A 9487-nucleotide genomic window follows, 5' to 3' on the forward strand; every position below is an offset into this window, starting at 1 on the left:
TCGGCCGCCGCCCGGCCGCGATTCGGTCCGCCGACCGCTGAGCACGCTGGTGAGTAGGGCCGGCGCGGACCCCGCCGCACGTGGGCGCGATCACAGCAAACTTGGCCGAATTGGTGATCACCCCCGCCGGTCGGCTAGGATCGATGCCGGGGTCGGGACAGTCGAAGCCCAAAACTCCCATGTCGGCGCCGTCGTCGACCGCCCGCCGCGACGAATTTACGCCGCCGCCGGTTGCCGGTTAGACTTAACGAAGTTGGCATGTCAGGCGGGTATTGTCATATCGTTTTACGACTTGTCGAAACCAGCTTCAGGCCACCGTTCAGCGCTGCACGGACGAATCTCCAACAACGGATCATCCCGCCTGGGGCACAGCCTATCGGCAAGACCGAAGGGGCCAACGGGTCCGAGACCCGCAACCCTCGCGGGTTGCGGGCCCACCGGAGCCGCTCGTAACGGCAGCGAAGAACGTTTGGTGAAGGGTCAGGTGCATATGACGCCCAAGCGCGTCGGGTTATACAACCCCGCGTTCGAGCACGATGCGTGCGGGGTAGCCATGGTCGTCGATATGCACGGCCGCCGCAGCCGCGACATCGTCGACAAGGCGATTACCGCGCTGCTCAACCTCGAACACCGGGGCGCCCAGGGTGCCGAGCCGCGCAGCGGTGACGGCGCCGGCATCCTGATTCAGGTTCCGGATGCGTTCCTGCGCGAGGTCGTGGAGTTCGAGTTGCCCCCCGCGGGCAGCTACGCCACCGGCATCGCGTTCCTGCCGCAGTCCTCCAAGGACGCCGCGGCCGCGTGCGCGGCGGTGGAAAAGATCGCCGAATCCGAGGGCCTGCAGGTGCTGGGCTGGCGGAACGTGCCCACCGACGACTCGTCGCTGGGCGCGCTGTCGCGCGACGCGATGCCGACCTTCCGGCAGGTGTTCATGACGGGCGACTCCGGCATGGCGCTGGAGCGGCGGGCCTACGTGGTGCGCAAGCGCGCCGAGCACGAACTGGGGACCAAGGGCCCGGGACAAGACGGCCCCGGTCGCGAAACCGTTTACTTCCCAAGCCTTTCCGGTCAAACATTCATCTACAAGGGCATGCTGACCACCCCGCAGCTCAAGGCGTTTTACCTTGACCTGCAAGACGATCGGCTGACGAGCGCGCTGGGCATCGTGCACTCCCGCTTCTCCACCAACACCTTCCCGTCCTGGCCGCTGGCACATCCGTTCCGTCGCATCGCGCACAACGGGGAGATCAACACCGTCACCGGCAACGAGAACTGGATGCGGGCCCGCGAGGCGCTGATCAAGACCGACCTCTTCGGGGACGACGTAGAGAAGTTGTTCCCGATCTGCACCCCGGGCGCGTCCGACACGGCGCGCTTCGACGAGGCACTCGAGCTGCTGCACCTGGGCGGCCGCACCCTGGCGCACGCGGTGCTGATGATGATTCCCGAAGCGTGGGAACGCAACGAGTCGATGGACCCCGCGCGGCGGGCGTTCTATCAGTACCACGCTTCGCTGATGGAGCCGTGGGACGGCCCCGCGTCGATAACGTTCACCGACGGCACCATCATCGGAGCCGTGCTGGACCGAAATGGCTTGCGCCCCTCCCGGATCTGGGTCACCGACGACGGCCTGGTGGTGATGGCCTCCGAGGCCGGCGTGCTCGACCTGGACCCGGCCAGGGTGGTCCGCCGGATGCGGCTGCAGCCCGGCCGGATGTTCCTGGTGGACACCGCGCAGGGCCGCATCGTCGCCGACGAGGAGATCAAGGCAGAACTGGCGGCCGAGCATCCCTACCAGGAGTGGCTGGACAAGGGCCTGGTTCCGCTCGACGACCTGCCGCAGGGCGAGTACGCCCGGATGCCGCACGAGCGACTCGTCAAGCGCCAGTTGACGTTTGGCTACACCTACGAGGAACTCAACCTGTTGGTGACGCCGATGGTGCGCTCCGGTGCCGAGCCGATCGGCTCGATGGGCACCGACACCCCGGTCGCCGTGCTGTCCCAGCGCCCGCGGATGCTCTACGACTACTTCCAGCAGCTGTTCGCGCAGGTGACCAACCCGCCGCTGGACGCCATCCGCGAGGAGGTGGTGACCAGCCTGCAGGGCACCACCGGCGGCGAGCGCGACCTGCTCAACCCCGACGAGTTCTCCTGTCACCAGATCGTGCTGCAGCAGCCGATCCTGCGTAACCACGAGCTGGCCAAGCTGGTCAACCTCAACCCGGACGACAAGGTCAACGGCCGCCCACACGGCATGCGGTCCAAGGTGATTCCCTGCCTGTACCCGGTCGCCGAGGGCGGCGCCGGGCTGACCGCCGCGCTCGAGGAGGTGCGTGCGCAGGCATCCGCCGCGATCGCCGACGGCGCGCGGGTCATCATCCTGTCCGACCGTGGATCCGACGAGCAGCTGGCGCCGATCCCGTCGCTGCTGGCGGTGGCTGCGGTGCACCACCACCTGGTGCGCGACCGGACGCGCACCCACGTCGGCCTGGTGGTCGAGACCGGCGACGCCCGCGAGGTGCACCACATGGCGGCGCTGGTCGGCTTCGGCGCGGCGGCGATCAACCCGTATCTGGTGTTCGAGTCGATCGAGGACATGCTCGACCGCGGGGTCATCGACGGTATCGACCGCGACAAGGCGCTGAACAACTACGTCAAGGCGGCCGGCAAGGGCGTGCTGAAAGTCATGTCCAAGATGGGCATTTCGACGCTGGCCTCCTACACCGGCGCGCAGCTGTTCCAGGCCGTCGGCATTTCCGAGGACGTGCTCGACGAGTACTTCACCGGGCTGTCCTGCCCGACCGGCGGGATCACCCTGGAGGACATCGCCGCCGACGTCGCCGCCCGCCACAAGCTGGCCTTCCTCGACCGGCCCGACGAGCGCGCCCACCGGGAGCTCGAGGTGGGTGGCGAGTACCAGTGGCGCCGGGAGGGCGAGTACCACCTCTTCAACCCGGAGACCGTCTTCAAGCTGCAGCACGCCACTCGCACCGGGCAATACAAGATCTTCAAGGAGTACACCCGCCTCGTCGACGACCAGAGCGAGCGGCTGGCGTCGCTGCGCGGACTGCTGAAGTTCCGCGGCGACGTGCGACCCCCCGTTCCGCTGGAAGAGGTCGAGCCCGCCAGCGAGATCGTCAAGCGCTTCTCCACGGGGGCAATGAGTTACGGCTCGATCTCCGCCGAGGCGCACGAGACGTTGGCCATCGCGATGAACCGCCTCGGCGGCCGGTCCAACAGCGGCGAGGGCGGCGAAGACGTCAAGCGATTCGACCGCGACCCCAACGGGGACTGGCGCCGCAGCGCGATCAAGCAGGTCGCCTCCGCCCGCTTCGGCGTGACGTCGCACTACCTGACCAACTGCACCGACATCCAGATCAAGATGGCCCAAGGCGCGAAACCCGGTGAGGGCGGCCAGCTTCCGGGCCACAAGGTGTACCCGTGGGTGGCCGAGGTGCGGCACTCCACGCCCGGTGTCGGATTGATCTCGCCGCCGCCGCACCACGACATCTACTCCATCGAGGACCTGGCGCAGCTGATCCACGACCTGAAGAACGCCAACCCGGCCGCGCGCGTGCACGTCAAGCTGGTCTCCGAAAACGGGGTGGGCACCGTCGCCGCCGGTGTTTCCAAGGCGCACGCCGACGTGGTGCTGATCTCGGGGCACGACGGCGGCACCGGCGCGACGCCGCTGACGTCGCAGAAGCACGCGGGCGCCCCGTGGGAGCTCGGGCTGGCCGAGACGCAACAGACCTTGCTGCTCAACGGGTTACGTGACCGGATCGTGGTCCAGGTGGACGGGCAGCTCAAGACCGGGCGCGACGTGATGATCGGTGCGCTGCTCGGTGCCGAGGAATTCGGCTTCGCCACCGCCCCGCTCGTGGTGGCCGGCTGCATCATGATGCGGGTGTGTCACCTCGACACCTGCCCGGTCGGCGTCGCCACCCAGAACCCGGTGCTGCGCGAGCGGTTCACCGGCAAGCCCGAGTTCGTCGAGAACTTCTTCATGTTCATCGCCGAAGAGGTGCGGGAGTACATGGCGCAGTTGGGCTTCCGCACCTTCAACGAGGCCGTCGGTCAGGTGGGGTCGCTGGACACCACGCTGGCGCGGGCGCACTGGAAGGCCCACAAGCTGGACCTGGCGCCGGTGCTGCACGAGCCCGAGTCGGCATTCATGAACCAGGACCTGTACTGCAGCTCGCGGCAGGATCACGGCCTGGACAAGGCGCTCGACCAGCAGCTGATCGTGATGAGCCGCGAGGCGCTGGACTCCGGCAAGCCGGTCCGGTTCTCCACCACGATCAGCAACGTCAACCGCACGGTGGGCACCATGCTGGGCCACGAGCTGACGAAAGCCTATGGGGGCCAGGGTCTCCCCGACGGAACCATCGACATCACCTTCGACGGGTCCGCCGGCAACAGCTTCGGCGCCTTCGTGCCGAGGGGCATCACGCTGCGCGTGTACGGCGACGCCAACGACTACGTCGGCAAGGGACTGTCGGGTGGCCGGATCGTCGTCCGGCCGTCGGACAACGCGCCGGCCGACTATGTCGCCGAGGACAACATCATCGGCGGCAACGTGATCCTGTTCGGCGCCACCAGCGGGGAGGCCTACCTGCGCGGCGTCGTCGGCGAGCGGTTTGCGGTGCGCAACTCCGGCGCCCACGCCGTCGTCGAGGGCGTCGGCGACCACGGCTGCGAATACATGACCGGAGGCAAGGTCGTCATCCTCGGCCGCACCGGCCGCAACTTCGCGGCGGGCATGTCCGGCGGCGTGGCCTACGTATACGACCCGGAGGGCGAATTGCCGAACAACCTCAACGCCGAAATGGTCGAGCTCGAGGCGCTCGACGAGGACGACCTGGAGTACCTGCGGGGCACCATCCAGGCGCACGTCGATGCCACGGATTCCGCTGTCGGGCAGCGCATCCTCGCCGACTGGCCCGGCCAGCACCGGCACTTCGCCAAGGTGATGCCGCGCGACTACAAGCGCGTGCTGCAGGCAATCGCCGAGGCGGAACGCGACGGCATCGACGTCGACAAGGCGATCATGGCGGCCGCGCATGGCTGACCCCACCGGCTTCCTGAAATACACACATCGGGAACTGCCGAAGCGCCGGCCTGTCCCGCTGCGACTGCGCGACTGGAACGAGGTCTACGAAGACTTCGACGACGAGACCCTGCGCCATCAGGCAACCCGTTGCATGGATTGCGGTATTCCGTTCTGCCACAATGGATGTCCGCTGGGCAACCTGATCCCCGAATGGAACGACCTGGTGCGCCAGGGCCGTTGGCGCGACGCGATCGAACGGCTGCACGCCACCAACAACTTCCCGGACTTCACCGGGCGGCTGTGCCCGGCCCCGTGCGAGCCGGCGTGCGTGCTGGGCATCAACCAGGATCCGGTGACGATCAAGCAGATCGAGCTGGAGATCATCGACCACGCCTTCGACGAAGGCTTTGTGGTGCCGCTGCCCCCGGACAAGCTGACCGGAAAGACCGTCGCCGTGGTGGGTTCCGGCCCCGCGGGCCTGGCCGCCGCCCAGCAACTGACCCGCGCCGGCCACAGCGTGACCGTGTTCGAGCGCGACGACCGCATCGGCGGGCTGCTGCGCTACGGCATCCCGGAATTCAAGATGGAAAAGCGCGTCCTGGACCGGCGGCTGGACCAGATGCGGGCCGAGGGAACCGAGTTTCGAGCCGGCGTCAACGTCGGCGTCGACATCACCGTCGAACAGTTGCGCGGCGACTTCGACGCGGTGGTGCTGGCCGGCGGGGCCACCGCCTGGCGCGACCTGCCCATCCCGGGCCGGGAGCTGGACGGCATCCACCAGGCGATGGAATTCCTGCCCTGGGGCAACCGTGTGCAGGAGGGCGACGACGTCCTGGGTCCCGACGGCGAGCCGCCGATCACCGCGAAGGGCAAGAAGGTCGTCATCATCGGCGGCGGTGACACCGGGGCGGACTGCCTGGGCACCGTCCACCGGCAGGGCGCGATCGCGGTGCACCAATTCGAGATCATGCCGCGTCCGCCGGAGGCGCGCGCCGAGTCGACCCCGTGGCCGACCTATCCGCTGATGTACCGGGTGTCATCGGCGCACGAAGAGGGCGGCGAGCGGGTGTTCTCGGTCAACACCGAGGAGTTCGTGGGCAAGGACGGGCACGTGACCGGACTCAAGGCTCACGAGGTGACCATGCAGGACGGCAAGTTCGTCAAGGTCGAGGGCTCCGACTTCGAGCTCGAGGCCGATCTGGTGTTGCTGGCGATGGGGTTCGTCGGCCCCGAGAAGGAGGGTCTGCTCACCGATCTCGGCGTGAAGCTGACGGAGCGCGGCAACGTCGCGCGCGGCGCCGACTTCGACACCTCGGTCCCCGGCGTCTTCGTTGCCGGGGACATGGGTCGCGGCCAGTCATTGATCGTTTGGGCGATTGCTGAGGGCCGCGCCGCGGCGGCGGGGGTCGACCGGTTCCTGATGGGTTCGACGGCGCTTCCGGCGCCGATCAAGCCCACCGCGGCCCCGCTGACATAGTCACATCAGTCACACCAGAAACAGAAGAATTCAATTCGGCGTTTCTGCCCACGTTTGCCAGACGATTGTTGTCTAATGGTTCTCTGTGGGCCTCATCGGGTAGCAGTCACGGGGGGTGTCCCGCAGGAACGGACCGATCGCAGGAGTGGTCACTGTGCATGTCAACCCGTTGCCCCGATCGAGAATGGGGCGAATCGCCTGGTCATGGTTGCGTCACCCGGTAAAGAGCCGCGAGTTCCCCGCAAAACATGAACGTCTGATCACCGCCGAAGAACTGATGCTGTTCGGGGTGTAAACACCAGGTTCACGCGCCGGCGGCGCACAAGTTAGTTTGCTCGGCGTGAGGCCGGCAGAGCGACCTCACTTATCCCTCACTTATCCAACAGTCCGGAATCGCGAATCGCCTCCGCCAATGGCTCCAGCACGGCCGGGTCGTGCGGCGGGGGAAGGTAGACGATGCCGAGGTCCAGCCCTTCGGCACCCAGCGCCGCCGCGTCCTCGATGACCTTTCCGTAGTTGAGGTCCGGCTCCAAGCGCAGGTGCGCCGACATGGTGATCTCCTTCGGGTCGCGCCCGATGTCCGCGCACCGCGCGGCCAGCACGTCGCGTTTCTGCGCGAACAGCTCGGGCGGACCGCCGACGAAGTTCCAGTGCTGGGCGTAGCGCGCGGTGATCGGCAAGGTGCGCTTCTCGCCGCTGCCGCCGATGCAGATCGGCGGGTGCGGGCGCTGCACGCCCTTGGGCTCGTTGCGGGCGCCCTTGAGTTGGTAGTACTTGCCGGCGAAGTCCGTCGTCTCTTCGCTCAGCAGACTGATCAGCACCTGGCAGGCTTCCTCGAACCGGTCGAAGCGTTCCCGGATGGAGCCCAACTCGATGCCGTAAGCGCCCGACTCCTCCTCGTTCCACCCGGCGCCGATGCCGAGCTCGAGGCGCCCGTTGGAGATGACGTCGAGCGCGGCGGCCATGTTCGCCAGTACGGCGGGGTGGCGGTAGTGGATGCCGGTGACGAGGGTGCCCAGCCGCAACCGCTTTGTCGCCTGCGCCAGCGCGGTCAGCGTCGTCCACCCCTCGAGGCAGGGTCCGCTGCTGTCGGAGAAGATCGGATAGAAGTGGTCGAACGTCCAGCCGGACTCGAAGACCTCGATATCGTCGGCGGCCTGCCAGACGGCGAGCATGTCGGCCCAGGTGGTGTTTTGGGGTGAGGTTTTGAACGCGAATCGCATGCAACCGACGTTAGTCGATCTTTATGAAGCGCAACTAAACTCCTCGGGACGATGACCGGCGCGCTCGGATTCGACACCAGGATCACCTTGTTGGCCGCCGGGCTGATCTTCCTGCTGGCGTTGGTTCTCGGCGTCTGGAAGTACCGCCAGATCATGACCGCCGACGATCATCGCGCCCATCCGTACGTCGACATCGCGCACCGGGCGGCGTTGCTCTATTCGTTCGCGACCCTGCTGCTGGCGGTGTTCGTCGAACTCAGCGCCTGGCCGGCGTGGGTCAACCTGACCGCGGCGGGCGTCGTCGTCTTCTTTTTCGTCGCCGCCATCCTCGGCTACATCACCCACGGGGCGCGGCGCGACACCGTCAACCAATTCGAAAACCCCGGCCGCGGCCTGCAAGTGACGATGGTGCTGCTCATCGCCGGCGAGATCGGCGGCTTCGGCGTGCTGCTCGCGGGGTTCGTCGCGGGCCAATTCTTGTGACCGGGCCGGGCACACTGGAGCCATGGACCCGGTAGCCGCCCTGCGGCAGATCGCTTATTACAAGGACCGGAGCCGCCAGGACCCCCGGCGCGTGATGGCCTATCGCAACGCCGCCGACATCATCGAGGGCCTCGACGACGCCGCGCGCGAGCGGCACGGCCAGGCCAAGAGCTGGCAGACGCTGCCGGGCATCGGGCCCAAGACCGCGAAGGTGATCGACCAGGCCTGGTCCGGCCGCGAACCGGACCTCCTCGTCGAATTGCGCTCGGCGGTCGAGGATCTCGGCGGTGGCGACCTGCGCGCCGCGCTGCGCGGGGACCTGCACCTGCATTCCAACTGGTCGGACGGGTCGGCGCCGATCGAGGAGATGATGGCCACCGCGTCGGCGCTGGGTCACGAATACTGCGCGCTGACCGACCATTCGCCGCGGCTGACCATCGCGAACGGGTTGTCGCCCGAGCGGTTGCGCAAGCAGCTCGACGTTATCGACGGGTTGCGCGACCAGTTCGCGCCGATGCGCATCCTCACCGGGATCGAGGTCGACATCCTCGAGGACGGCAGCCTGGACCAGGAACCCGAACTGCTCGAGCGCCTCGACGTCGTCGTCGCGAGCGTCCATTCCAAGTTGTCGATGGATGCGGCCGCGATGACGCGTCGCATGGTGCGCGCGGTTTCCAATCCGCACGCCGACGTGCTGGGCCACTGCACCGGGCGGCTGGTCTCCGGCAACCGCGGCATCCGTCCCGAGTCGAAGTTCGACGCCGAGGCGGTGTTCACCGCCTGCCGCGACCACGGGACCGCGGTCGAGATCAACTCCCGCCCGGAGCGCCGCGACCCGCCGACCCGGCTGCTCAGGCTGGCGCTGGAGATCGGCTGCGTGTTCAGCATCGACACCGACGCGCACGCGCCCGGTCAGCTGGACTTCCTGGGTTACGGCGCCCAGCGCGCGCTGGACGTGGGCGTGCCGACCGAACGCATCGTCAACACCTGGCCTGGCGAAAAGCTACTGGAGTGGACGGGGTCAGTCGGGTAGCGGTCGTATGTCAGGGCTGACCGGTGCCCCCGTCATTGCCGAGGGCACCCAAGCCGAGCCCGCCGAGGCCGCCCGCTCCGACGGCGCCCCCGTGACCTCCGTCGTTGGCACCAGGATGGCCGCCGGCGCCGCCTGCCCCGCTCACGGCACCGTCAGTGCCGACGACGCCAGGCGTGCTGCTCGTGTTGACAAGGCCGCCGCCGCCACCGCCGCCGCCCGTG

6 protein-coding genes are annotated in these 9487 nt (G+C 67.7%); 5 read left to right on the plus strand and 1 reads right to left on the minus strand.

The annotated features are described in order from the left end of the window. Window positions 1-490: 490 nt before the first annotated feature. Together gltB and N415_RS23540 are read left to right on the plus strand one after the other, a co-directional pair. The gene (gltB, locus tag N415_RS23535) at window positions 491-5068 is read left to right on the plus strand and encodes a glutamate synthase large subunit (RefSeq protein ID WP_068187242.1); all 4578 of its coding nucleotides are present in this window, start codon (window positions 491-493) and stop codon (window positions 5066-5068) included. Continuing rightward, window positions 5061-6527 (plus strand): glutamate synthase subunit beta, encoded by a 1467-nt coding sequence (locus N415_RS23540; RefSeq protein ID WP_068187244.1) that lies wholly within the window; start codon window positions 5061-5063, stop codon window positions 6525-6527. The genes gltB and N415_RS23540 overlap by 8 nt, the downstream gene beginning before the upstream one ends. A gap of 371 nt (window positions 6528-6898) precedes the next feature. Here the strand turns inward: N415_RS23540 and N415_RS23545 are convergent, their stop codons facing one another. Next, entirely contained in the window at window positions 6899-7750 is an 852-nt protein-coding gene (locus N415_RS23545) for an LLM class F420-dependent oxidoreductase (RefSeq protein WP_068187246.1), read from the minus strand. Window positions 7751-7801: 51 nt separating this feature from the next. On the opposite strand from N415_RS23545, the gene N415_RS23550 reads away from it, so the two are divergent. From N415_RS23550 to N415_RS23560, 3 genes are all read left to right on the plus strand, one after another. After that, the gene (locus tag N415_RS23550; protein WP_068187248.1) at window positions 7802-8233 is read left to right on the plus strand and encodes a hypothetical protein; all 432 of its coding nucleotides are present in this window, start codon (window positions 7802-7804) and stop codon (window positions 8231-8233) included. Window positions 8234-8255: 22 nt separating this feature from the next. Next, on the plus strand, window positions 8256-9266 hold the full coding sequence (locus N415_RS23555; RefSeq protein ID WP_068187250.1) for a PHP domain-containing protein: 1011 nt from the start codon (window positions 8256-8258) through the stop codon (window positions 9264-9266). Window positions 9267-9273: 7 nt separating this feature from the next. Next, the coding region (locus N415_RS23560) for a hypothetical protein (RefSeq protein WP_152531544.1) at window positions 9274-9487 on the plus strand (214 nt) is incomplete at its 3' end.

The organism is Mycobacterium sp. UM_CSW (assembly GCF_000455205.1).
In the GTDB taxonomy this organism is placed as follows: domain Bacteria; phylum Actinomycetota; class Actinomycetes; order Mycobacteriales; family Mycobacteriaceae; genus Mycobacterium.